Genomic DNA, 23,299 nt, shown 5'->3' on the forward strand with positions numbered 1-23,299 from the left:
CGAGCATGGCAAGGCGCCCTTCCCCGACGCTCACGGAGGCGGAATACCGCCTCATGGACATCCTGTGGGACCTCGGCAACGCGACCGTCGCCGAGATCCACGCGCGGCTGGACGACCATCCGATCGCGTACACGACGGTGCTCTCGACGCTGACGATCCTCGAACGCAAGGGGTACGTCCGCCACACGGTCCGCGGGAAGGCGAACGTCTACAAGCCGCGCGTCGAGCGTGACACCGCGCGCCTGACCGTCATCGACAACGTGCTTGCGACGTTCTTCGGCGGGTCCGCGCACGCGCTGATGCTCAACCTGCTCGACTCCGAGAAGCTCAGCCCCGACGAGGAGCGGCGCCTGCGCGCGCTCCTGGAGGCCGAGCGCTGAGCCTCGCCGCCGCGGCGGCGTCGGCGGCGATCGCCGCGGCGCTGGCAAGCGTGGCGATCGCGGCGGGTGCGCTGGCGTGCGCCCGCGTCTTCGGTCGCGCGGCGGTGCGGTATCGGATCCTGGCATCGGCGTTCGTCGCGGCGGCAGCTGCCGGTCCCGCCGCGCTCGCGGGCGCTGCGCTGCGCCCGGCCTCGAGTCCGGCCGCGCCGGCGATCGCCGCGGTGGCGGGCCGCAGTGTCATCGAGGCCGCCGCGTTCCCGCTGTTGGCGTCCGGAGGTGCATTGGCCGCGGCGCTCCTGTTCGAACTGTTCTTGGACGTTCGCCGGCTGCGCGCGATCAAGCGGGCCGCGCGGCTCGTAGGCGCCGTCCCGGTCCGCCGCGCGCGGGTCGGTACCTCGTCGACGGTCGTCACCCCGACCGCAATCGGCTACCTGCACCCCGCGATCGTCGTTCCGGCGGATTTCCGCGAACGGGTCGACGCCGGCGAGTGGGAGGCCGTGCTCGCGCACGAGTGCGCGCACCTCGTGCGCGGCGACGACTGGGCGAAGGCCCTGCAGAGCGCGGCGCTGCGCGCCGCCTGGTGGCTGCCGGGTCTGTGGATGCTCTCGCGCGGCCTCGACCTCGAGCGAGAACTCGCCAGCGACGAGCGCGCCGCCGCCGCGACCGGGTCGCGCCGCTACGCCGCCTGCCTGCTGCGCCTCGCCACGGGCCGCTGTACCGACGCCGTCGCGCCCGGTCTGTGGGGCCGCCGCTCGCATGTCGCGATCCGGGTCGAACGGCTGCTGCGGCCGGCCGGCGCCGGCTCGCCGCTGCTCCGGGCGGCGGCACTGGGCGCGTTCACCGCGACGGCGCTCGGCGTGCTCGCCGCCGCGGTCAGCGTGGTCCCGGGGATCGCACGCCACGTCCCGCGCGCCGCGCACCGCGTCCATCTCGCTGCCGTCCCCGAGCCGCGCCGCGTGCGCGTCCCGCATCCCAAGCCGCCGGCGCATCGGGCCGCGGCGCAGCGCCCGGTCGCCGCCTCGGCGCCGTCCTCGCTCGCCGCGCGGCGCGTCGCCCTCGCCGCGCCTGCCGCCCCGCCGGCGGCTGCGGCGATTCGCGCGCCGCTCCCGGTCGTGCGCGTCGGGCCGCACCGCCGCCGCCCGGCGGCGCCGGCCCGCGCCCGCGCGCTGCTGGCGTTCCCGGCCCTCGCGCTCGGCGGGTCGCGGCCGCGCTGCGCGACGTGCTTCGGCCCGCTCCGTTCCGTCGACACCCCGGCAGCGGGCGGTTCGAGCCAGCCGGTCCTGGGCGGTTCCGCGGCGGTCGCGGCCGAGGATACCGGGTCCGGCCTGCCGTCGTCGGCCTCCGGGTTCGTCCCGCTCCAGCTACCCCGCGCACTGACCCCGCCGTAAGGGACGACCGGCCCGAGCGTCCTTCTTGGGACCCCGCGCTATACTAGAATCACCAGCCCGGCTCGTCGGGCTGGAACTGTCTCCCGGAAGCGACGATGCGGATCAAATATGAAGTTTCCGCCGGCGGATTGGTCCTGCGGCGGAACGGCAACGGCTTAGAAGCCCTGCTGATCGGGCGCGGGGAACCGCGCGTGTGGTCGCTCCCCAAGGGGCACGTCGAGGCGAAAGAGACGCACGAGCAGGCTGCCCTGCGCGAGGTCCGCGAGGAGACCGGCTGCTGGGCGGAAATCCTTTCGAAGCTCTCCGACATCTCGTACTGGTTCTACTTGAACCGGACCAAGCACAAGAAGTCGGTCCATTTTTATCTCATGCGCTACCTCTCGGGCGACACCGCGAATCACGACCACGAGGTCGATGAAGCGCGCTGGTTCGAGATCAAGGCGGCCAAGAAAGCGCTCAAGTACGTGAATGAGAAGCGCCTGGTCGACTTGGGTCTCGAGTGGCTCGAACAGGAAGGCGCCGGGCTCTTTGAGCCCGAGGTCGTCGCCGTCAGCCAATCGGTGAGGGACACGAGCGCGTAATTTTGAACCCTGACCCCCAGCTCGAGACACGAGCGCTGCGCGTCTCGCTCGACGTGTTCGACGGTCCGCTGGACCTGCTGCTCAACCTCGTCAAGGAACGCCAGCTCGACATCGCGACCGTCCCGCTCGCGACGGTCGCCGATCAGTACCTCGCCTATATCAAGGCGATGGAGGCGCTGGACGTCGAGCTCGCGGCCGACTACCTCGTCGTCGCAGCCACGCTCGTCTTCCTGAAATCGAAGGCCCTGCTGCCTCCGATCCCCATCGAGTTTGCCGGCGATCCCGACGAGTCGGCCGAGGCCGTCGAAGCGCGGCTGCGCGAACGGCTCATCGCCTACTCGAAGTACCGCGATGCGGGTCAGGAACTCAAGGCGCGCGCCCTCGAGGCGGCGTCCTACTACCTGCGCGCCGACGGCGGCGACGCCACGGCCGAACTCGTTCAGCGCTACAAGATCGACGCTGCGAAGCTCGCGACGGCGCTGGCCGCGGCCCTGCGCGCCGCCAAGCCCGAGAAGCGGACGATCATTCGGGAGCGCGTCTCGCTGGTGGAGCAGATGGAGCACCTCGCGCGCGTGGTCCGCCGCGACGGGCGCGCGACGTTTTTCGGGTTCTGCGAAGGGCTCGATCGCGTCGCGATCATCGTGACGTTCCTCGCCGTCCTCGAACTGGTCCGCCGCTCGCGGATCCGCGTCAGTCAGGACGCGATGTTCGGAGACATCGAACTCCTCCCCGTCACCGAAGAAGACCGCAGTGCAGCCTGAACTCGTCGACACCGGCAAACTCCAGCGCGAACTCGAAGCGCTGCTGTTCGTCGCCTCCGAAGCGCTCTCGATCAGGGAACTCGCCAAGCTCACCGGCGCCGAGCAGAGCGAGGTGACCGTTGCACTGCAGAAGATCGACGAGGAGTTCGCGCATCGCGGCATCGTGCTGCGCGAGATCGCCGGCGGCTATCGCTTCGCGAGCGCGCCCGCGGCGCGCGAGGCGGTCGAGGCGTATCTCCTCCCGCCCAAGACGAACCTCTCGCCCGCCGCGCTCGAGACGATCGCGATCGTCGCCTACATGCAGCCGGTGACCAAGGGTGAGATCGAGGGGATCCGCGGCGTCAGTGCCGATTCGGTGATCGCGACCTTGGTCGACCGGCGGTTTCTCGTCGAGTCGGGCCGCAAGGACGTCCCGGGCCGCCCGATGCTCTACAAGACGACCGACGAGTTTCTCGAAGCCTTCGGTTTGCGCAACCTCGAGGAGCTTCCGCCGATCGACCTCGACGGGACCGCGCCGATCGAGCTGGCCTTGCCGATCCCGACCGCACCGGCGCACGACTCCGCCGGAGTCCCGGCGTCCGCCGACGAACTCGAACCCGAACCCGAACCCGACGATCCACGCACCGACGGCGCGAGCGCCGCGGGATCAGAAACGGAGCCCCAGCCATCAGCGGTGTAACCGCGCCCGAATTCGTCCCCGCCGACGTGTGGGCCACCATCGACGAGAACGCACAGCGCGTCGCGCTCGTGCACGAGCTGATCCAGCCCGGCGAGGCGTTCCGTCTCACCGACGATCAGCGCAAAGCGATCGACACGATCTCGACGCAGCTCGACGACGGCGTGCTCGAGTTTCTGCTCAAAGCGCCCACGGGCTCCGGCAAAACCGAAGTGATGCTGCGCGTCGCGGTCGACACGATCCTCAAGACGGAGGGCTACATCGTCATCATCGCGCCGACGCGCGATCTGATCCGCCAGCACATCACCTACTTCACCGACCGGCTCGCCGGGACGGGGATCGGCGTCGGGCAGATTCACGGCGGCGCTTCGCCGGCCGAGCGGCGCGCGGTCGAAGCGGGGATCGAGGACGGGACGATCCACGTCGTCGTCGGTTCCGCGATGATGCTCACCATCGACCGGCATTGGCGCATCATCGACGAGAGCGACCTGCTCGTGATCGACGACGTCAACGCGTTCGACGAACGCGAGCACCTGCGCTTGCTGGAAGACCTCGACTGCCCGATGCTCTTCGCGACCGCGACGCCGGCGGAACTGAAGCGCTTCCTCGAACGGATCGGCGCGATGGACAATGTCGTCGCGATGAAGAAGATGCCGTTCGACGTGCTGCCGACCAAAGTGCACAAGGTCGAGGGCGTGTGGGGCGAACCGCCGGCCGAACAGCTCTCGCGCGCCGACGCGTTGATCCGCGAGCACCTCGCGCGCGGTTCGCGGATCTTCGTGATCGGCCGGACCCGCGGCGACGTGCCGCGGCTCGCCGAGCGGCTCGAGCACACCTATCAGATCGACGTGCAGCAATTGCGCGGCGACATGGCCGACACGCACGAGCAGAGCAAACGGTATCGCCGGAAGGGCGTCAAGGTGAACGAGGTCGGGACGCGCGTGGAGATGATGAACGAGTTCCGCAGCAAAGCGCCGGCGGTCCTCGCGGCGACCAACCTCGTCGGCAGCGGGATCGACATCCCGGCCGCCGATCTCATCGTGATCACCGACTCCGACGCGTTCGGCGAAGCGGAGATCGAGCAGCTCATCGGCCGCGTGGGCCGTCGCGAGCGGCCTTCCGACGCGGTCCTGCTCACCGGGACGACGTTCGAGAAGAACCCGTCGCGCGCGATGGCATCGCCGCGTGCGAAGAGCTTCATGCCGCGCGGGACGCGCGCGCGCCAGTTCGACTTCGGCCGCCGCCGCTAAGGGGTCCGGCCGGATGCGCATCGGCTTCCACGTGCGCGTCGGCGGCGGCTACGATGCTGCCGTCGCGTACGCGACGAAACACGGCTGCTCGTCGCTGCAGTTCTTCAGCGGCAACCCCAAGACGTATCGGATCGGCGCGATCGATGCGCCTGCGCTGGCCAAGTTCGCGGCCGCACGAACGGCGGCCGGCGTCACGCCGGTCGCGATCCACACCTCGTACCTGATCAACCTTGCGACCGATGATCCGAAGATCGCGAACGGTTCGCTGCGCCTGCTCAAGAACGATCTGGCGGTCGCCGCCGCCGGCGACGTCGCCTACGTCAACACGCATCTCGGTTCGTACGGCAAGCGCGATCGCAAGGAAGGTTTCGCGGCGGTCGTCGCCGCCCTCGAGGATGCGCTCGAGGGGATCGCTCCGCAGGTCTCGCTGGTGATGGAGAACAGTGCCGGGGCCGGTGCGCTGTGCGGCGGGACGATGGAGGAGCTGGGCGCGCTGGTGCGTGCGGTCGGGCATCCGAACCTGCGCGTCTGCATCGACACCGCACACACCTGGGCGGCGGGATACGCGATCGACACGCCCGACGGCGTCGCGGCGTTTTTCGACCACGTCGAGCGGGAAATCGGTCTCGAGCGGATCGTGATGTTTCATTTCAACGACACCGAGATCGAGCTGGGTGGTCACCGGGATCGTCACTGGCACATCGGCGAAGGACGGATCGGGATCGCAGGCTTCCGCGCCATCGTGGCGCATCCGGGGGTCCAGGGAAAGGTTGCGATCCTGGAAACACCGGGTGAAGAGGGCGACGATGCGCGCAACATCGCCGCCCTGCGCACCGTGCTGGAGGGAGTCGGCGCATGAGCGAACAGGAACGTCGCACCTCGGCCCGCGTGGCGGTCAGCATCCCTGCCCGCTACCGTCCCGAGGGCGTTGCGGATGCGCGTGAACGGAACGGGACGATCGACAACATCTCGCGCAACGGGCTCCTGCTCGTCGCGGGCGAGACGTTTCCGGAGGAAACCCGCCTGCGCATCGCGTTCGACGACAAGCAGGGCGGCCGCCACGAACTCGTCGCTGCGGTCGTGCGCTCGCAGGCGATGGGCGGCTTCGGCGTCGCCTTCGTGCACATCCCCGATGCGACGCTGGAGTACGTGCGCGCCGCGCTCGGCGTCGAGTAGCCCGCCAAGAGGGCGCGCGCCGGTGCCGTGATCGTTCACTTCGATCTCGACGCGTTCTACGCATCGGTCGCCCAGCGCGACGATCCGTCGCTGCGCGGGATCCCGCTGGCGATCTCCGGCCGCTCGCGCCGCGCCGTCGTCCTGACCGCGTCGTACGAAGCGCGGCCGTTCGGCGTGCGCTCCGCGATGCCGCTCTACCGCGCGCTGGAACTGTGCCCCGAGCTGACGGTCGTGCCGCCCGATTTCACGCGGTATCGCGAGAGCTCGCAGCGCGTCTTCGCGATCTTCGTCGACGGCGCGCGTGCGGTCGAGGGACTCTCGCTCGACGAGGCGTTCGTCGACGTTCCCGACGAGACGCTCGACGGCGCGATCGCGTTTGCCCAGCGCGTGCGCGCGCGCATCCGTGATGAGGTCGGGCTGACCGCGAGCGCCGGCGTCGCGCGCACGAAAATGGTTGCGAAGATCGCGAGCGACATGAACAAGCCCGACGGCTTGACCGTCGTGCCGCCCGGGACGGAGGCGGATTTCCTCGCGCCGCTCCCGGTTGGGCGACTGTGGGGGATCGGACCGAAGACGCAGCCGCGCTTGGAGAGCGCCGGGATCAGCACGATCGGCGACGTCGCCGCGCTCGACGACGCGCGGATGTACGCGCTGTTCGGCCGCGGCGGAACATTTTATCGCGATCTCGCGCGCGGGATCGACGAACGCGACGTCGACGGTTCGCGCGAGCGCAAGTCGATCTCGACCGAGGAGACGTTCGAGTACGACGTCCGCGACGAAGCGCGCATCCTCGACCTGCTGCGCTTGCAGGCCGACGAACTCGCGCGCGACATGCAGGCGAAGCACCTTCGCGGGGCGACGGTCGGCATCAAGATCAAGAGAGCCGACTTCACCATCACCGGCAAGCAGACGACGCTCGCCGTTCCGACCGACGACGCCGGCGCGATCCTGGCGGCGTCGCTGTGGTGCTGGCACCGCAGCGGCTTGGCCGGCGTTCCGATCCGCCTGCTCGGAACGCGCATCGCCTCGCTCACCGAAGAGCCGCAGCGCGAACTGCGCCTATTCTAGCGGATTACCGCGCGCGACGCCGCAGCGCCCACCAGGTGAGTCCGGCTGCGGCGAGCGTCGCCGCGCCGATCGCCGCAGCGCCGGCGACGTGGACCTGCCGAGGAAGGTGAACGCGCCGGCCGCTGAAGAGATCGCCGGCGGCCGCGGGCCCGTGCGCGTCGAGTTTCGGATGGCGATCGCGGTGCAGGCCGACGGTGAGCTCGTTCCCGACGCGTACGAGCGCATCGACGCGCTTGGGATCGCGCAGTTCGACGCCGAGCTCGTTGAGCGGCAGCGTCCATGCTGCATCGTCCGCCTGCAGGACCGCCGTGCCGAGCGCGTCGTGACGCCGCACGATCGTGCCGCGATGCCGGTCGCCCGGGGCGAGCGCGACCGGGACGCCGTCGCGCAGCAGCGTGATGCATGCGCCCTGTGGTGCGGGATCGGGCGGAAAACGGCGCCGCGCGCGCAGGTGCGCCGGCGGCTCCGTGCGTCGCTGCGGCAGCCCGCGCTGCTGCGCCTCGGCGGAGGAGAGGACGCAGCGGCCGAACCGGTCCAGCGCGACCGTCGTATCGTCGGGGAGGCGCGCGCTGTCGTCGGGCTCGCCGCCGATCACCACCGCGAGCACGTCGCCGTCCGCGGTGTGATAGGCGAGCGCGGTGGCGCCGTCCTCGAGCGGCAGCGGCGCTCCGGGGTAGATCCCGAAGTTGCCGCGGTGCACCGGGTCTTCCGTGCCGGGATAGCCGAGCAGTTCGCGGTGGAGCGCCTCGCGGGGACCGCGCGGGATCGCGCGCGGGTCGATGCAGGCCGCCAGCAGCACTCCGATCGCATACGAATTCGAGTCGCGTCCGACGCGCAGGAACGGAATCTCGATCGCGCGGTAGCGCTGGTCGCCGTCGTACGCCAGATGAACGGAACGCACGAGCGCGCAGAAGGCTGGGCCGTCCATTCCGTGCGGCGGCGCGATCACTTCGGGCGCAAAATCGATGAGCCGGTCTTCATCGAACGCCTCTTCGGGATACGCGTAGGGGACGAGCGCGCCGGTGCCGTTCGCGTGCAGCGGCCCGGCCTCCACGATCGACGCGTCGCGGCCGTCAGCGCTCGTCACCACGAGAAAGAGGTGGCCGCCGAAATCTTGCTCCCAGTGCCACCGCAGCAGGTCGAGCGCGACGAAGACGGCGCGCCGCCCGATCAGCGCGACGGTATTCGGGGGCAGATTCCAGCGGTTGCGAACCACGACGTCGCTGCCGTCGAGGACCGGGTGATACTGCTGCAGCCGCGTGTCGACCGTCGAGGAGACGAGGTTCGGGATGCGGAGCCGGAATTTCATCAGCGCCGCGCGTGGATGCGATCGCTAAATCGCGAGCGCCCAGTCCAGCGCACGCGCGATCGGCGTGCTGCGGCCATCGGCGAGCAGCGCATCGAGCTTCTCCGGCGCGAGCCGCGTGCGCAGCGCGGTGAGCGTCGCTTCGTATTCGTGCTGTTCGGTGAACTCGCGGACGACGTCGAGCGCGGCCAGCCGGCCGTCGACGAAACCCGTGAGCCGCGCCGCGCGTTCGTCGTCGGGCGACGGGCGCAACGCGGCGATTGCGGCAAGGTGCTGCAGCGCGAACGTCACCGACGCTTGCGCGTCGGCTTCGAGCGCCTCTTTGAGCGCCGAGTGCGCGTTGGCATGCGCGAGATCGTAGAGTCCGGCCGCGATGAGATAGGCGGCGATGTTCCCGAGCATTGCCGCTGCCATGCGGTCGCGGCCGAAACCGCGCATCGCCTCGAGCGCCTCCTCGGCGACGATCAGCGCGCGCTCGGGGTCACCGCACGCGAACTCGGCCTCCGCGAGCGCGGCGCCGGTGAGCGCGACGTTCTCCTCGTCCTGGCTCGTGCGGAAAACGTCGAGCGCACGGGTGAAGAGATCGCGCGCGCCGGAGAGGTCGCCTTCGATGCTGCGCGCGACGGCGAGATCACGCAGCGTGCCGCCTTGGCGATGCAGCCCGAGATCGACGTACGCCTGCAGCGACGCGTAGAGCAGTTTCTCTCCTTCGGCGACCTGCCCCATGCGGATCATCGAGCGGCCGGCAAAGCGTTGCGCGTCGGCGATGCCGCGCTTGTCGCCGAGTTCGGTGAAGCGCGCCAGCGCCTCTTGCGCTGACGTCAGCGCGCCTTTGAACTGGTTGAGCACCGACGCCAAGAGCGCGTCCGCCAGTTTCAGCCGCGCGACGATCTCCGGCGGGGTGAGGTCGTCGACGCGTTCCAGCGCGACGGTCACCCAGCGCCGCGCTTCCGCGGCCGCGAACGACAGCATGATGCGCCCGAGCGTCGCGGCGAGACGCTGGCCCACCAGCGTGTCGCCGCCGCCGAGCGACCACGAAAGCGCGCTGCGCACGTTCTCGAGTTCGAAGTCGATCCGTCCGTACCACTCTGGCGTCGGCGTTGCGTCGTACTCGTTCTCGACATCTTCCGCCCATGCCGCATAGGCGATCGCGTGGCGCTCTGCGACCGCATCGAATTCGCCCTGCTCGACGAGTTTGTCGCGAGCGTATGCGCGCGTCGACTCGAGCAGACGATAGTGGACCTCGTCGTCGCCGCGCTCCTCCATCGTCATCATCGACTTGTCGACGAGCGCGGTAATCGCGTCGAGCGCGACGTATTCGTCGATCTCACCGCCGGCGCAGACGGCGGTGGCGTTGCGCAATCCGAAACCGCCGGCGAACACTGCCAGCGAGCGGAAGACGATCTTCTCCGTGTCGGGGAGGCCGTCGTAGCTCCAATCGATGAGCGCGCGCAGCGTCTGCTGGCGCGGCAGCGCAGTCCGGTCGCCGCTGGTGAGGACGCGGAAGCGCTCGTCGAGTTTCCCCGCCAGGTCGCGCAGCGACATCACCTTGATGCGCGCCGCGGCGAGCTCGATCGCCAGCGCGATCCCGTCAAGCCGCGTGCAGATCTCGACGACGGTGCCGACGTTGTCGGCGGTGACGGCGAAGCGGGCGTTCGCGGCGCGCGCCCGTGCGTCGAACAGCGCGACGGCGCCGTACTGCAGCGCGCCCGGCACCGTCAGGAACTTGGTCATGCGCGGGATGGAGAGCGTCGGCAGCCGGTGGACGATTTCGCCCGGGATGTTGAGCGGCTCGCGGCTCGTCGCGAGGATCACGATCCCCGGACACGACCGAAGCAGCGCGGCAGCCGTCTGCGACGCCGCTTCGATGACGTGCTCGCAGTTGTCGAGGATCAGCACCAGCTGCTTGGTGCGCAATTGCGCGATGACCGAATCCAGCAGCGGGCGGTTCGCGGACTCTTGGATGCTGAAGATCGCGGCGATCGCCGCGATGACTTGCGCCGGGTCGCTGATCGGCGCGAGGTCGGCGAACCAGGCGCCGTCGGAGTACTTGTCGAGGAGTTCCGCGCCGACCTGAAGCGAGCAGCGCGTCTTTCCGACGCCTCCGGTCCCGACGAGCGTGACGAGGTGATTCCCGTTGAGCAGGGCGACGATGTCGACGACGTCCTGCTCGCGACCGACGAGGCTGGTGAGCTGCTTGGGGAAGTTGTTGTTGCGGACGCTCAGCGAGTTGAGCCGGGGAAATTCGAATCGCATCCCGGGCGCCGTGAGCTGGAAGACGCGCTCCGGCGCGGTGAGATCCTTCAGGCGGTGCTCGCCCATGTCGTTGAGCGTGACCCCGCCGGGGAGCGCGGCGATCGCCGCCTCCGCCGCGGCGCCCGAGAGCAGCACCTGCTCGCCGTGACCGATCGCCAGCAGCCGCGCCACGCGGTTGACGGTAGGCCCGAAGTAGTCGGAGTCGCGTTCGTCGGCCGTCCCGCCATGGATCGCCATCCGGACGCGAACGCCGCCGACTTCGGAGAAGTCTTCCGCGGCAAGATCCTGCTGTGCGCCGAGCGCCGCTGCGACGGCGTCGGCGGCGCTCCAGAAGACCGCGCAGAACGCGTCACCGATCGTCTTGAAGACGGTGCCTCCGGCGCGTTCGATCGCGTCGCGCATGAGCACGTCGTGCCGCCGGACCGCGCGCTGCATCGCCTCCGGATCGCGGTCCCAGCGGACCGTGCTCCCCTCGATATCCGTGAACAGAAAAAATACGAGGCCGGAGGGTAGGGGCCGGTCCAGCGCAGGCCCGTTCGGCGCGAGCTCGCGGGTCGCGTCCATACGTGGTGATGTTCGCGACGGACCCTGCGTCTCCGCTAGGGACTAAAGACCACCGTGAGGCTGCGCTATGACCCCTAGGAAAGCATCCGATTCGACCGTACAGTGACCGGGGGCATCTTCTGCTTACGAGAGGGCACCGTTATGGGTATTCTGCCGACGCGCCGGTTCACGGGCGCGGCGCTTCTGTGTTTCGCGCTTTCCGCTTGTGGCGGAGGCAGCACGCTGAAAGCGAGCGCGCCGCCGGTGCCGGCGCAGCAGCACGCCCGAACGGCGCAGTCGACGTCAGGCTACGACGTCGATCTCGGCGGCGGGTACAGCGGTCACCTGAGTCTCGGTTTCGGCACGAACAAACTCGGCCTGAACGGCGGCCCGGCGAACACCGGCAACTGCCCCGAGATCCCCGAGATCCAACTGGTCAACAACAGCGCGAATAGCTTCGCGGTCGGCCTGTCGACGTTTACGATCACCGTCCCGTGCCTGGTCCCGGCGACCGCGGCCTTGGAGGCGACGTTCTTCGTCCTCCAACCGATCCCGAACAATGTCGTTGCGGGGCAGAAGTTGGCGATGTCCAGCAACGTCCAGCCGAATTCTCCGGTCGCCGGCAGCACCACGATCACCTTCACCCCTTCGGCAGGTCAAACGACGTTCAGCGTCCCCGCAAAGTCCGTCAGCGGGATCGTGGCGCTGCAGGTGTCGTCGGATCCCCGCATCGCCGCGCAGCAAGTCGCCCTGCCCGTAGTGAACAACGTCACCACCGACGTCACGTCGTCGCAAGGTCTCGGCAAAGACAAATTGCTCTTCGCGTACGCTTCCGGGGCGGGCAACCCGTTCTATCAGGCCGCCTGTTTTCCGGGAGCGCCCCCGTCCACAACGTCTCCCGCCCCCGTACCGGTGGGCAGGCCGAAGTTCTACTGCAACCTCGATACCGCCGGAACGGTAGCCACGACGTTCACGGGCACACCGAACCAGAACAGCACGCAGAACGTCTCGTTCACGGAGACTCTCCCGCTGGACGCGAGCGTGCTGGGTCTCGACGGCTCGCCGAAGACCTTCACCTGCCAGACGTCGGTCCTCAATAGCGACTCGACTCAAACCGCCACCTGCGCGTCCAAGCAGTTCACGATCAATTCCACAGGCAGCACCACGAACTACAGCAACATCATCGCGTCGAACGTGAACGACATCAAAATCTGCACGCCCGCGACTGCAGGGACGGACTGCAACGCGGGAGCGGCGTCGGCGACGACGATCAAAAAGCCCAACGGCGATTTCCAAGTCCTGGTCGCCGACGATCCGACCTATCATCCCGCATCTGGACAGTGGACCGGCCTGCTCACCGCAACGATCGCCGGAGACGGATGCGTGTTCAGCACGAGTGCAACCCTGCCGGTTCCGACTTCGTATAGCGCTGCTTCGCTGAGTAACGGGGCTTTCGCGGGAACGGGTCCGAACGTTGCTTTCGAATTCACTCCGGTGAAGAACTCGGACAGCTGCACGATCTCCGTCAGCGAGGATCCGGCCTACATTCAAGACGCGACCACGGGCAAAGGGCGAACGGTAGCGCTCACGCCCCCGCTGAAGTAGCGGCGTAAAAGAAAGGGCCTTGACGTTTACGATGGCGCTCCGCCGGACTCCAGCGTGCTGGGTCTGACGGGTCGCCTGTAAACTTCACCGGCGCGACCGCCGGAAGAACGCGGACACGTGCGTGATCGCGGTGAGGTGAAGATCCGACGTACTCCCGACCGTAACGATCAAGTATTCTACGAACCGGTACCATCTTTGCGAGGCATTATCGATGACCGTTTTGCGGGTGTGGCGGATGGCCGCCGCTGTCCTCTTCAGTCTCTCGCTGGCGGCGTGCGGCGGCGGCCAGCCGGGCACGTCGGTGCCCGCGCAGCAACGGTCGCTGTCGCCGCTGTCGGTCGCGCCCGCGGATATCGACCTCGGCGGCGGATACAGCGGGCACTTTACGCTCGGTCACGTCTTCGCGCACGATATTGATTTCGAGCCCGGAACGACGGGCGGCGCTCCGTGTCCGTCGGTGCCGGTCATCAACATCGTCAACCACAGCGCCAACGCTTTCGTCGTCGACCTGCAGTCGTTCTCGATCACGTTCCCGTGCAGCGTCGACAAGAAGCTCTTCGGCGTGAGTTTCTTCCCGCTGATTCCGCAGCCGGCCATCGTGCGATCGCTCAAGTTGGGCGACGCGACGGGGGCGGGGAACAGCGTCACCTTCGCGCCGAAGACGACGAGTTTCACCGTCCCGCCGAAATCGACCAGCGGTCTCGCGATTTTGACGGAAACGTCGACGTCGGAAGTCGGCCTCCCGGTCGCGCCGGGATCGACCTCGGTGTTGACCTCGTCGAACTCGAACGTCCCGACCGATCTGTCGTTCTTCTATCCGTCGGGAAGCGGCGCGCCGGTTTACGGCTCGAGCTGCTTCAACGCATTCAACGGAAACGTACTGAATCCGGCGCTCCACGGCGTCGTGCTCGCCGGGACTCCCTCGTTCTTCTGCTCGATCGATCCCGGCAACGGCTCGATCACGTTCGGGAACCTGGTGAAGTTCGAAATCGGCTCGCCGAAGCCCGATGCGAGCGTCCTCGGACTCGATGGGAATCCGTTGAATTTCGCCTGCACGGCCTTGGCGCCCGCGGTCTGCAACACGCCGACGTTCACGGTGAGCAGCACGCAGTTCCGCAACGTCGTCGTCGGCAACGCCGCCGATCTGCGCCTGTGCGTCCCGGTCACCGAGAACCAGGATTGCAACGCATTGACCAATCCCGCGGCGTCTCGGACCACCGTTTCGGCCGGCAGCGATTTCCAGCTTCTCGTCGCTGACGACCCGACGTACCGGCCGAATTATGGTGTCTGGAGCGGGTATTTCGTGAAGTCGATCTCGGGACCGTGCAGGTTCAGCACGTCGCCGGACAACAACAACGGGGACGCGCCGCCGGGCTATGACGACAACAACCAGGTCGGGAAAGGGCCGTTCTCGGAGTTCGACATCACCCCGACCGGGACCGGAACGTGCACGATCAAGATGAGCGAAGGCCCCGGGTACATCACCGACTACTCGGATCCGCTCCACCCGAAACCCCGCAGCACGTCGCTCGCAATCACGATCTCGGGTTCGATCGGAACCTCGGCTAGCCGCTCGAGCAACTGATCCCGACGTCAGATGTGGTCGGTGCTCCACACCGGATCGGCGTCGACCGGTGCGGGGCGGCCGCCGCACGCGTTCCAGGCGGCGCGAAACGCGGGGCTGAGCGGGATCAGCATTGCGGTCGCGTCGCTGCGCGCGCGCACCGCGCCGCGCGGCAGGGCGCCGCGCGCGACCGCGGGCGGAAGCCAACCTTGCACCTTGCGCAGATCGCCCGCCGCCGCGCGCAGCAGCGGCGCGATCAGCCAGGCGTCGTCGTTGCGCGCGAACGCGAACTCGTCGAGGACGAAGGCGTCGGCGGCGGGGACGCGCCGGCCGGTGACGTACGCGCACAGCAGACGGCCGCGCCGCACGCCCAGGTGCACGGGGTCGCCCGCGTGCTCGCGCGAACGCGCGCGCAGGCGCTGCCAGCCCCAATCCAGCGGCGTGCGCGCGAACGCGAACGGTCGCCGACGGTCGAGCGCGTCGAAGACGCGCCGCACGGCGCCCGCGTCGTCGTCGTCGAGCGCCGCGACCTCGATGCGGTCGTTCGGCAGCGCGTCTGCGCGCAACGTGAACGTGCGCGACGGGAGGCGGACGAACCCGAGCCCGGCATAGAACGCGGGCCGGATATCGCTGAAGAGGTAGGCGACGTCGGTCCCGGCGGCGCGCTCCGCGTCGAGAAACGCGCCGAGCATCGCGGTGGCGTACCCGCGCCCGCGCAGCGCCTCCGGCGTGAACACGGCGCCGATCCCGGCCGCTTCGTAACTTCGCTCGCCGCAACGCAGCACGCGCGCGTACCGCTTGCACGACGCGACGAGCGCGCCGTCGACGCGCAGACCGACGGTGCGGAAACGGCGCCGGCCCCACGGTGACGCCGCAGCGGCGCGAAACTCCGCAACGTACTCGTCGAACGTGCGCGCGCCGGCCCACATTGTGCGCGACTGCGGAAGCACGTCCCGCACGTACTCGTCGGGCGCGATCGGTGCGAGCGCGATCATCGCAATTCGGCGCCGACGGCCTCCGCGGCGCGTTCCCACGTCGAGCGCGGCAGCGCACTGCACACGAACGGCGGGTTGCGCACGTCGCTGCCTGCATAGCGCAGCGGCGCGTTGTCGAGCGCGACGACCGTCGCACCGCTCTCGGCGACGACCGCGTGCGCTGCCGCCGTGTCCCACCAGCAGGTCGGGCCCAGGCGCGGATAGAGCAGCGCCGTTCCGTCGGCGACGGCGCAGAGTTTGAGCGCGCTGCCCATCGCGACGGTGCGGTGCGGCGGGAGCGCGGCGAGAAACCGGTCGAGCAGCGGACCGGGATGCGAGCGGCTCGCGACGACGACGAGTTCCCCGCCGGCGCGCGCACGGATCGGCTGCGACGTGCCGGCGGCGATCCGCTGCGCGCCCAGGCCGCGCGCCGCCGCGTAGGTCGTCTCGAGGGCAGGTGCGTGCACGACGCCCAGCACCGCTTCGCCGTCCTCGACGAGCGCGATGTTGACGGTGTACTCGCCGTTTCCGGCGATGAACTCGCGCGTTCCGTCGAGCGGATCGACGAGCCAGAAACGCGACGGCGCGCCGCCGTGCGCGTCGCAGCGGCCCTCTTCGGAGATGATCGGCGTCTGCGGATCGCGCGCCGCGAGCGCTCGCGCGATCAGCGACTCCGCGACGAGATCCGCTTGCGTGAGCATCGATTCGTCGTGCTTCCGCCGCACGTCGCCGGCACCGTCGCGTTCGATTCGCAGGATCGCGTCGCCCGCGTTGCGGGCGATCGTGACGACGTCGGTGAGCAGCGCGGCGGCGCCGGCTCGGAGCAGCATCGGTGCACGGTCCGACGGCGAGCGGCGATCCCCTGCGCGCGAGGCGCGACGTCAGACGAACGCGATCGCCGGATATGCGCCGCCGAGCACGGCGCTGGGGTCGCGGCCGAGCCAGCGTGAAATCACCGTCGCGTAGACGGATCGGAAATCGGTCGAGAACTTCAAGTCGCCGCGATCGAGATCGGTGAGCGAGGGATGCTCGCCGTAGATCCCGCCTTTCACGCCGCCGCCGATGACGAACAGCGGCATCGCGGTCCCGTGATCCGTTCCGTTCGACGCGTTCTGCGCCACGCGCCGGCCGAACTCGCTGAACGTCAGCGTCATCACCTTGCGATCGAGACCGTGCGCCGCGAGATCGGCGTAGAACGCCTGCAGGCCGTCGCCGAGATAGCCGAGGAGACGGTCCTGCTGCGCGCGCTGTCCGGCGTGCGTGTCGAACGAACCGAGCGAGACGAAGACGATCTTCGACCCGACGCTGGAGCCGATCAGCCGCGCGGCGAGCGCGAGCTGCTGCGCGAAGCCGTTGTTCGGATACGCCGCCTTGTTGGTGAAGGTCGCGGTCTGCGCGCGCAGCGTGTCGCCGCCGTGGTAGGCATCGCGCGCGGTCTGCGCGATCATCGTGAGATACGGCGACTGTCCGGCCTTCGCACCGTCGTAGAGGACGCCGGCGCTCTGTTTTTCGGCGAGATTGCGCCCCGCGTTGTAGCCGAAAGCGCCGAGTGTACCGATCGCCGGCACCTCGACGTGCGACGCGACGAGCGCCGCGGGAAGCGTGTCGCCGAGCGAGACCGCCTCGAAAAGCGGCGGCTTCGAACCCGCCGGGAAGCGTCGGTCGAGATAGCGGCCCAGCCATCCGTACTGCTGAGGTCGTTCGGGCGACGCCGTCTCCCAGATCTGCGTCGCCTCGAAATGCGAGCGGTTGGGATTCGGATAGCCGACGCCCTGGACCACGGCCACGCTGCCCTCGTGGTAGAGTGCGGCGAGGCCCTTCAGGGCGGGATTGAAACCGATGCGATCGTTCAGCTTCAGCACCGAAGCGGGCGCGAGCGCGATCCCGGGGCGCACGCGATGGTAGTTGTCGTCCGCGAAGGGGACGACGGTGTTGAGCCCATCGTTGCCGCCGCCCATCTGCACCACGACCAGGACGTTGTCGGGATCGCCGTTTGCGCCGAACGACGGCAGCGGTGCCGATGCGCCCGCGACCTGCGCGAGCGCGACGCTCGCGTTGCCGCCGAGGAACGCGACCGAGAGCGCGGAGGAGACGAAGGTGCTGCGTTTCATCGTGCGGTTCCCAACTTCAAGCGAGCTGATTGACGGGCAGGTTCAGGGTGAGCGCAAGCGCGCCGCGGATCTTGTCCTGATAGTTCTCGGGACCGAAGGGCATCGGATTCTGCGTCGCGGCGGTCGGCGTCGCGCTGTTCAGATATCCGGTGAGCGTCGCGCGAACGTCGGAGGTGACGTCGTCCTGCACCGCCTCGCCGACCAGTGCCGCGGCGACTTTCGCGGCGTCCATCCCGACGCGGCCGACCAGCGCATCCGGATTGACGTACGGCGCGCTCACCGCCGGCTGGCCGTTCTTTCCGGGCGCGGTCTGCGCGACCAGCGCGTTGACGAAGTTGAAGCGCGCCAGCAGGGTCGAGGTGTTGATCCACGTCGGGCCGCCGTCCCAACCCTTGACGCTCGGCGGGTTGAGCGGCTCCTGGCCCATGCGTGCGAGCTGGTACGGCAGGTTCGGCGGCACCGTCGCAGTCCCGAAATAGCGCAGCGTCCCGATCGCGAATTCGACCGGCGATTTCGGCAACGCGCGGTAGGCGCGCGTCGAGTAGAAGACGTTCGAGCGCAGGATCGTGCCGACCGTCTTCGCGATGTCGAAGCCGGAGAGCGCGTACACCTGCGCGGCGGACTCGATGAGCTCGGGTTCGGGGTCGCTGTAGACGAAGAATTCGAGCAGCTTGCGCGCGAGGAAGCGCTGGTGCACCGGCTGGGCGACGATCAGCGCGATGACGTCGTCGGCGTTGTAGTTGCCGGTCTTGCCGAACACCGTCTTCGGACCATCGTCGTGACGCGCGGCGACGAACTGGGCCTGCAGTCCGCGATCGAGCGTCCAGCCGGTGAACGCGCGGGCCGCTTCCTTGATGTCGTCTTCGGTGTAGTTGCCGAGCCCAAGCGCGAAGAGCTCCATCACCTCGCGCGCGTAGTTTTCGTTGGGATGCGCTTTGGCGTTGTAGCGGTTGTCGAGCCAGATCAGCATCGCCGGATCGGTCGTCACTGCCGAGAGAAGCGCGGGGAAGCGGCCCATCCCGAGCGTGCGGAACAGATCGATCTGCGCGACCATCTGCGCCGCCGGCACCTTGTTGATCGACGTCGCGAAGTGACCGTGCCAGAAAAGCGTCATCTTTTCGCGCAACTGGCGGTTCGTGCGCAGCATGCGGTCGAGCCACCACATCTGCGCCGCGGCGCGGTTCTTGCCTTGCGTGAAGAGTACGTCCGAGTCGGGGAAGTCGGTGAATTCCGCGTCGAGGCCGGGCGGATGGAGCATCGCGTCGACCGCGCCGTTCATCCCGAGCGATGCGAGGCGCGCCGGCTCGTCGGCCGCACCGCCGAAGCCCGCGCGGCGCAGCAGATGCGCGGCATGACGCGGCCCGAAGCGGCCGGCGTACGGCAGGAGCGCCGTCGCGGCATCGAGCGCGCCGGGCGGACGAAAACCGACCTGCGGATCGGTCGAAGTGTCGATCTTGGACGGCACGGTACCCTCCGAACGGCTACCGATTCGCCGCCGTCACGCCGAATCGGCGCGCCCGGATGAGACTTGCGTGAAAGTTCGGGCGCCCGCGTCAGCGCTGGAGCATCAGCTCGATCTCGGTCGCGAGCTCGGGTGCCGCGATGCCGCGGGTCGGACGGCCGCTTGCCGAGATCGTGACCGTCGCGTCGGCGCGTCCCATCGCCGCGGCCAGGAGGCGGCGCTGTTCCTTGATATATGCCAGCCGCGGCTTCGCCTGGTGTTCGTACCAGGTGAACTTCGCGGTGCGCGCGGCCGGCGCGTCGCCGGCGCTCTCCTTCGGGATCATTCCGTAGGTCGTGCTGAAGAGGAACGCGTCGGGGACGTAGTACGGTGGAAAGGCGCCGGCGCGCACGTCGACGACGAAGACGTGATCGAAACGCCGTCCGAGGATGCGCTCCACGGAAGCGACGGCGACGGCGTCGGTGCGTTCGTCGTCGATCTCGGGGCCGCCGTCGCCGGCAGCGATCCGCTCGCAGTACGCGAGCGCGCCGGCCAGCCCGGCACCTGCATGGCGCGCGTCGACCTCGCCGATCGTCGCGACGAGCTGCGCGATCATCGTCGCGCGCAGCCGCGCACGGGCCGCCGTCTCACCGTCGCGCGCGAGCAGCAAGCCGGCGTCCGCGACGATCGCCTGCGCGGCCGCGGCGGCGCCGAGGCTGCGTGACCAGGCGATCCAGCGCGCGCGGCGCGCGCGAAACGACGCGAGCCGTTCGCGCGCCGCCGGGGTGAGGTCGGCGTCGCGCTCGGCGCGCAGCACGTTGGTCGCGAGCCGCACGTCGCGTTTGCGATCCCAGCGCCGGTCGGTATCGGGGGGCTCGTCGGGGAGGACGAACAGCGCGGGCTGCGGATCGGCCGGCTCACCGCACAGCAGCGCGATCGTGGCGTCGGAGAGGCGCAGCAGCGGCAACTGCAGCGTGCGCAGCAGCCAGTCATGGCGGAACGGATCGACGGCGCACCACAGCACGGCGAGTGCGTCGCGCACGTCGGCGCGTTCGAAGAGCGCCGGATCGCCGGCCGGCGCGATCGCGATGTCGCGCGCGACCAGCGCGTCCTCGACGATCCCGAGCGTCCGCAGCGTGCGGTGCACGACCGCGATCCGGCCCGGCGGCGTCCCGCCGGCGATCAGCGCTGCGACGCGCTGCGCGATCGCCTCCGCTTCGCCCGCGCGATCGGACGCGCGCACGACGCGCACGGCGTCGCCCGCCGGAATGCTGCGCATCGGATCGTCGGCGATCACGGCGCGCATCACCGCGGCGATCTGCGGGGGGAGCGTCCGCGCCACGAGCGTCACCGTGGTCTTCGCGCACCCGAAGATCCGTTCGGGCCGCGAGCCCGCGAACGTCTGCGTCGCCGCGTCGGGATCGCCCGCGACGGTGACGCCGTCGAGCGCGTCGCCGAAGAGCGCGCGCAGAAAGCGCAGCGCGCCGGCGGGCAGGTCGTGCGCGTCGTCGACGAGCGCGACGCGCAAGCGCCCGCGCAGCGACCGCGCGATCGCCGGGCGGTCGGCGATCAGCCGCACGGCTTCGGCAAGAACGTCGGCGGGGGTGAGGCAGCCCCGCCGCACGAGTTCGCTCGCGTACGCGCGCTGCAGCCGCGCGAGGATCTTCGCCAGATCGAGCTCGCGTTTGCGCTGCCGCTCGAGTTCTCCGGGACCGACGGCGAGCGAGGCGCGGTGCTCGTCCTTCGTCGCCGCGACGAGCGCCGGCGACGCGAGGTTCGGCGGGTTGGCGTAAAACGACGTCGCGCCGCGTTTCGCAATCGCGAGAAAGGCCTCGTCGTCGATCCCTGCGTCGCGCAATTTGCGGATCAGCCGCAGCGCCGCGTCGGCGAAGCGGGCGGGAGTGCGCAATCCGGCGATCTCCGGATCGACGTCGGTCCCGAGCCAGTCGCTCCACTCGGCGGAGAACAGGGGCGCGGCGGCGCGCTCGAAGATCTCGGCGGCATCGAGCGGCGAGACGAGTTCCGGATCGAGCGCGAGCCCCGTTTCGAACGGGTGCGCGCGCAGCAGTTCGAGCGCGAGGACGTCGAGCGTCTCGCCGCGCACCGCGATTCCCGTGGCGGCGGTGATCCGTTCGGCGAGCGCGCGCGCGCCGCCGGCGCGCGCCGCGGTGACGATCGCACCGTCGGCGAGCGCCGGATCGCGGCCCACCAGCGCGGCGAAGCGGCGCGCCAGCGCGTCCGTCTTGCCGCTGGTCGGCGGCCCGACGAACGCGATCAGCCCGCTCTCCGGCCCGAGCGTCAGCGCCCGCTCAAGCCCGAGCACCGCGATCATCGCGCGCTCACCGGCCGAAGCGCTCTTCGAGCGCGAGCGGGCGTTCGCGGCAGGCGTTCGCATAGGCGCAGTAGCGGCAGGCGTCGGGATCGTCCGTCGCCGGAAAGGCGCGCAGCGTTCCGCCGGCGAGTTCGTTCGCGAGCGCGATCATGTGGTCGCGCGCGCGTGCGAGTTCGGCGGCGGCGATCTCGCCGACGGTGCCGTTCGCGCGCGGCGGACGCGACGTCGTGACCACTTCGAGTTCGACCGGCGCGACGTCGAGCAGCGCGTCTTTGAGCGGGATCAGCGCGAGCCGCGAGACGGTGTCGCCGGCCTCGGTGCGCGCCCAGTAGTAGAACGGCAGTTGGAACTCGCGGAACGCGCGGATGTCGGCGAGATACTCGAGCGCGCTGGTCGCGATCGAGCCCGTTTTGTAGTCGACGACGGTGACGGTCCCGGTGCGATCGTCACGGTCGAGTCGGTCGATGAAGCCGATGAAGCGCTGGCCGCCGAGCTCGACTTCGGTCGCCGTCTCGCAACCGATCACCTCGAACGGCGCGCGGTTCGCGCGTTCGAGCAGCCAGGCGAGGTACTTCTTGGCGGTGCGCCGCGCGCGCCGCTTCTGCAGTTCGAACTCGACCGGCGCGTCGAACCGCGTGCGGTGCCGGTCGAACGCGGCGACGACCGCGAAATCGAGCGTGCGCGCGAGCGCTTCGGGATCGGCGCCGTCGAAGCGCACGTGCCCGGTGTGGAAGTCTTCTAGCGCGGCGTGGAAGGCAATCCCGTAGAATGACGCCGACGATCCGCGATCCTCGACGGCGGCGCACGCGTAGCGGAACCACCACTTGCGCGCGCACTCGGCGTATGCGTTGAGCGACGACGCGCTGAACGAGATCTTCCGCATCGCGACGGGGGCCGGGGGTTCGTCGGTGACTGGCTGCGCTTCGATAAGCTCAGCGTGACTTGGGTCAGCGTGACGGGTGGCGCCGGCGAGCTCGGCGTCGATCTCCGCGACGAAGTCGGCCGCCTCCCAGGGTTCGGCGAACGCGCGCGCCGCGTCGAAGTCGCGTGCGATCCGCTCGAGCGCGAAGCGCGTCGCCGCGTCGTCGCAGCCGAACGACGCAAACGCAGCCGCCAGCGTGCGTTCCGCCGTCGCGTCGGGCGCTTTGTATGCCGCGGTCACCGTCTGCAGGCCGTGCACGAACCGCGTCGCGTCGGCGAGCGCGCCCCTGGCGACGACGTCGAGGAGCGATGCGCGTTCGCCCGCGGCCGCGAGCAGCGCGCGCGCGTCGTCGGATCGCACGCCGCTCTGGGGCGCGAGCAGCATCCGGCGCGCGTCGGCGTCGCTCTGCGACGCGGCGAATTGCAGCAGCGCGATCGTTCCGGCGACGTACGCGAAGTCGAGCGGCGGCGTCACCGGCGGTCCCAGATCGACGATCTCGAACGTCGCGCGCGCCGCCGTTGCCAAACGCCGCCACGCGAAGCGTTCGTCGTCGTCGGCGCACAGCGCCGCGTCGATCTGCAGCAGCGGCTCGCCGAGTGCGGGGGCCGCGCCGGTCGCGGCGCGCAGCGCGCCGCGGACGTCGAGCAGGTCGGCGAAGGCGAGCAGGGTGCGGACGTGCCCGGCCAACGGCTCGAGCGGTGCCGGGATCGCGCCGCGATCGCACGCGTCGAGGACGCGCTGGGCGAACGACGCGCTGGCGCGCACGTGCGGAGCGATCCCGGTGTCGTCGCGGGTCGCCGCGATGCGGCGGACGATCGCCCGCCGCTCGCCGTCGCCGAGCACGCGCCGCCCGACCAGCCGGCTCAGCAGCGCGGCCGGGGCGAGCGCGTCGCCGGTGGGGAGCCGGCGTTCGTCGACGAGGAGCACGCAGCAACGGTTCGGGCGGCGCGACGTCCGGACCCTCG

General features: G+C 69.7%; 19 protein-coding genes. 11 read left to right on the plus strand and 8 right to left on the minus strand.

Annotation, left to right across the window (positions count from 1 at the left end):
- The first annotated feature begins 5 nt into the window (after positions 1–5).
- The 9 genes from WPS_RS03125 (at position 6) to dinB (ending at position 7,280) form a co-directional block, all read left to right on the plus strand.
- Positions 6–380, plus strand: a complete 375-nt coding sequence (locus WPS_RS03125; protein WP_317996401.1) for a BlaI/MecI/CopY family transcriptional regulator — start codon at positions 6–8, stop codon at positions 378–380.
- 50 nt (positions 381–430) lie between these two features.
- Complete coding sequence (locus WPS_RS03130) at positions 431–1,768, plus strand: M56 family metallopeptidase (RefSeq protein ID WP_317996402.1); 1,338 nt, start codon at positions 431–433, stop codon at positions 1,766–1,768.
- 95 nt (positions 1,769–1,863) lie between these two features.
- Positions 1,864–2,349 carry an NUDIX hydrolase gene (locus WPS_RS03135; protein ID WP_317996403.1) on the plus strand — a complete coding sequence of 162 codons (486 nt, stop codon included), beginning with the start codon at positions 1,864–1,866 and terminating at the stop codon, positions 2,347–2,349.
- A 2-nt stretch (positions 2,350–2,351) separates the two neighbouring features.
- Positions 2,352–3,110: a segregation and condensation protein A gene (locus WPS_RS03140; protein ID WP_317996404.1), complete on the plus strand. Its 759-nt coding sequence runs from the start codon at positions 2,352–2,354 to the stop codon at positions 3,108–3,110.
- Positions 3,100–3,789, plus strand: coding sequence for an SMC-Scp complex subunit ScpB (gene scpB, locus WPS_RS03145; RefSeq protein ID WP_317996405.1), 690 nt, complete (start codon positions 3,100–3,102; stop codon positions 3,787–3,789). Before WPS_RS03140 ends, scpB begins: the two co-directional genes overlap by 11 nt.
- Positions 3,790–3,815: 26 nt before the next feature.
- On the plus strand, positions 3,816–5,036 hold the full coding sequence (locus tag WPS_RS03150) for a DEAD/DEAH box helicase (RefSeq protein WP_317996406.1): 1,221 nt from the start codon (positions 3,816–3,818) through the stop codon (positions 5,034–5,036).
- Positions 5,037–5,049: 13 nt separating this feature from the next.
- Positions 5,050–5,895 carry a deoxyribonuclease IV gene (locus WPS_RS03155; RefSeq protein WP_317996407.1) on the plus strand — a complete coding sequence of 282 codons (846 nt, stop codon included), beginning with the start codon at positions 5,050–5,052 and terminating at the stop codon, positions 5,893–5,895.
- Entirely contained in the window at positions 5,892–6,212 is a 321-nt protein-coding gene (locus tag WPS_RS03160; RefSeq protein WP_317996408.1) for a PilZ domain-containing protein, read from the plus strand. Before WPS_RS03155 ends, WPS_RS03160 begins: the two co-directional genes overlap by 4 nt.
- 27 nt (positions 6,213–6,239) lie before the next feature.
- Positions 6,240–7,280 (plus strand): DNA polymerase IV, encoded by a 1,041-nt coding sequence (gene dinB / locus WPS_RS03165; RefSeq protein ID WP_317996409.1) that lies wholly within the window; start codon positions 6,240–6,242, stop codon positions 7,278–7,280.
- Between the two features lie 4 nt (positions 7,281–7,284).
- On the opposite strand, the gene WPS_RS03170 is transcribed toward dinB, so the two are convergent.
- Together WPS_RS03170 and WPS_RS03175 are read right to left on the minus strand one after the other, a co-directional pair.
- Positions 7,285–8,589, minus strand: a complete 1,305-nt coding sequence (locus WPS_RS03170; protein ID WP_317996410.1) for a hypothetical protein — start codon at positions 8,587–8,589, stop codon at positions 7,285–7,287.
- Positions 8,590–8,613: 24 nt separating this feature from the next.
- Positions 8,614–11,406, minus strand: a complete 2,793-nt coding sequence (locus WPS_RS03175; protein WP_317996411.1) for an ATP-binding protein — start codon at positions 11,404–11,406, stop codon at positions 8,614–8,616.
- A gap of 141 nt (positions 11,407–11,547) precedes the next feature.
- Here WPS_RS03175 and WPS_RS03180 point away from each other — a divergent pair, with 141 nt between their 5' ends.
- Both WPS_RS03180 and WPS_RS03185 read left to right on the plus strand, forming a co-directional pair.
- Positions 11,548–12,990 carry a hypothetical protein gene (locus WPS_RS03180; protein WP_317996412.1) on the plus strand — a complete coding sequence of 481 codons (1,443 nt, stop codon included), beginning with the start codon at positions 11,548–11,550 and terminating at the stop codon, positions 12,988–12,990.
- Positions 12,991–13,201: 211 nt separating this feature from the next.
- Complete coding sequence (locus tag WPS_RS03185; protein ID WP_317996413.1) at positions 13,202–14,575, plus strand: hypothetical protein; 1,374 nt, start codon at positions 13,202–13,204, stop codon at positions 14,573–14,575.
- 8 nt (positions 14,576–14,583) lie between these two features.
- Here the strand turns inward: WPS_RS03185 and WPS_RS03190 are convergent, their stop codons facing one another.
- From WPS_RS03190 to WPS_RS03215, 6 genes are all read right to left on the minus strand, one after another.
- Positions 14,584–15,549, minus strand: coding sequence for a GNAT family N-acetyltransferase (locus tag WPS_RS03190; RefSeq protein ID WP_317996414.1), 966 nt, complete (start codon positions 15,547–15,549; stop codon positions 14,584–14,586).
- Entirely contained in the window at positions 15,546–16,358 is an 813-nt protein-coding gene (gene cysQ, locus WPS_RS03195; RefSeq protein ID WP_317996415.1) for a 3'(2'),5'-bisphosphate nucleotidase CysQ, read from the minus strand. Before cysQ ends, WPS_RS03190 begins: the two co-directional genes overlap by 4 nt.
- 51 nt (positions 16,359–16,409) lie before the next feature.
- Positions 16,410–17,639, minus strand: a complete 1,230-nt coding sequence (locus WPS_RS03200) for a DUF1501 domain-containing protein (RefSeq protein ID WP_317996416.1) — start codon at positions 17,637–17,639, stop codon at positions 16,410–16,412.
- Between the two features lie 16 nt (positions 17,640–17,655).
- Complete coding sequence (locus WPS_RS03205) at positions 17,656–19,104, minus strand: DUF1800 domain-containing protein (RefSeq protein ID WP_317996417.1); 1,449 nt, start codon at positions 19,102–19,104, stop codon at positions 17,656–17,658.
- 88 nt (positions 19,105–19,192) lie between these two features.
- Positions 19,193–21,412, minus strand: a complete 2,220-nt coding sequence (locus tag WPS_RS03210; protein WP_317996418.1) for a 3'-5' exonuclease — start codon at positions 21,410–21,412, stop codon at positions 19,193–19,195.
- 7 nt (positions 21,413–21,419) lie between these two features.
- Complete coding sequence (locus tag WPS_RS03215; protein ID WP_317996419.1) at positions 21,420–23,261, minus strand: RecB family exonuclease; 1,842 nt, start codon at positions 23,259–23,261, stop codon at positions 21,420–21,422.
- Positions 23,262–23,299 lie beyond the last annotated feature (38 nt).

It is taken from the genome of Vulcanimicrobium alpinum (assembly GCF_027923555.1).
GTDB lineage: Bacteria > Vulcanimicrobiota > Vulcanimicrobiia > Vulcanimicrobiales > Vulcanimicrobiaceae > Vulcanimicrobium > Vulcanimicrobium alpinum.